Source organism: Psychrobacter sp. BF1 (genome assembly GCF_019279065.1).
GTDB classification, from domain to species: Bacteria; Pseudomonadota; Gammaproteobacteria; order Pseudomonadales; family Moraxellaceae; genus Psychrobacter; species Psychrobacter urativorans.
In genome coordinates this window covers 1-653 of the sequence record NZ_JAGYWV010000043.1, presented here as the reverse complement: position 1 = coordinate 653, position 653 = coordinate 1, and the positions used below count along the sequence as shown (strand labels likewise).

Annotated in this window: 1 protein-coding gene; it reads right to left on the bottom strand. The window is 30.5% G+C overall.

Going from position 1 to position 653, the window contains the following annotated elements; translation table 11 throughout:
• Positions 1-327: 327 nt before the first annotated feature.
• The coding region (locus KZA12_RS14760) for an SMI1/KNR4 family protein (protein WP_218690757.1) at positions 328-653 on the bottom strand (326 nt) is incomplete at its 5' end.

Here is a 653-nt window from a genome sequence, read left to right as displayed (position 1 = left end):
TAAAGCGTCATATTTTTGAACCAATTCAACATATTTAATAGGAAATTTATAAAGCAATAAATTTTCAATCTCTGATATTTGATTCAGAGAATTAGATCCATTTTCATCGAATATATTCATTACTTGCCCTCTTTTAAAGAATTCTGACCTGTGTGTACCATGGTTTTATTAGAATGCATGTCCATCGGAACTAATTGCATAGTATCAGGCAAAGCTTGAGAATTATGACTTAAAGTAAAACTTCTAAATTAAGGTGACCCTATCTCTAAATGTAAGGTTTATTCAGCAGAAAACTTACTTTTTACAAAATTTTAAATTTAAACATCGCTACTCATGTAGCATATTCATAAACTCTTTAAAAGAGTCTGCTACATGATTAATAGTCGCATAACTAGTACCATCGTCTTCTTCCTGATAATCATCATGGTAAACAAGAACAACCTTGGGATTATTACCTTTTGGATTATCCCTATAATCAAAACAAATATTATCGCCGTTTGCACATATACCAAACGCAACTAGGTGAGGAGTTCCATAATGCAAAGGATTAGAAACATACTGAGATTCATAAATATTTTCTGACTCTTCTTCTTTTAGACTCAAAAAGTTAACATCTCTTTCATCAGATTGACCATAAACATTAATAAAGTCAA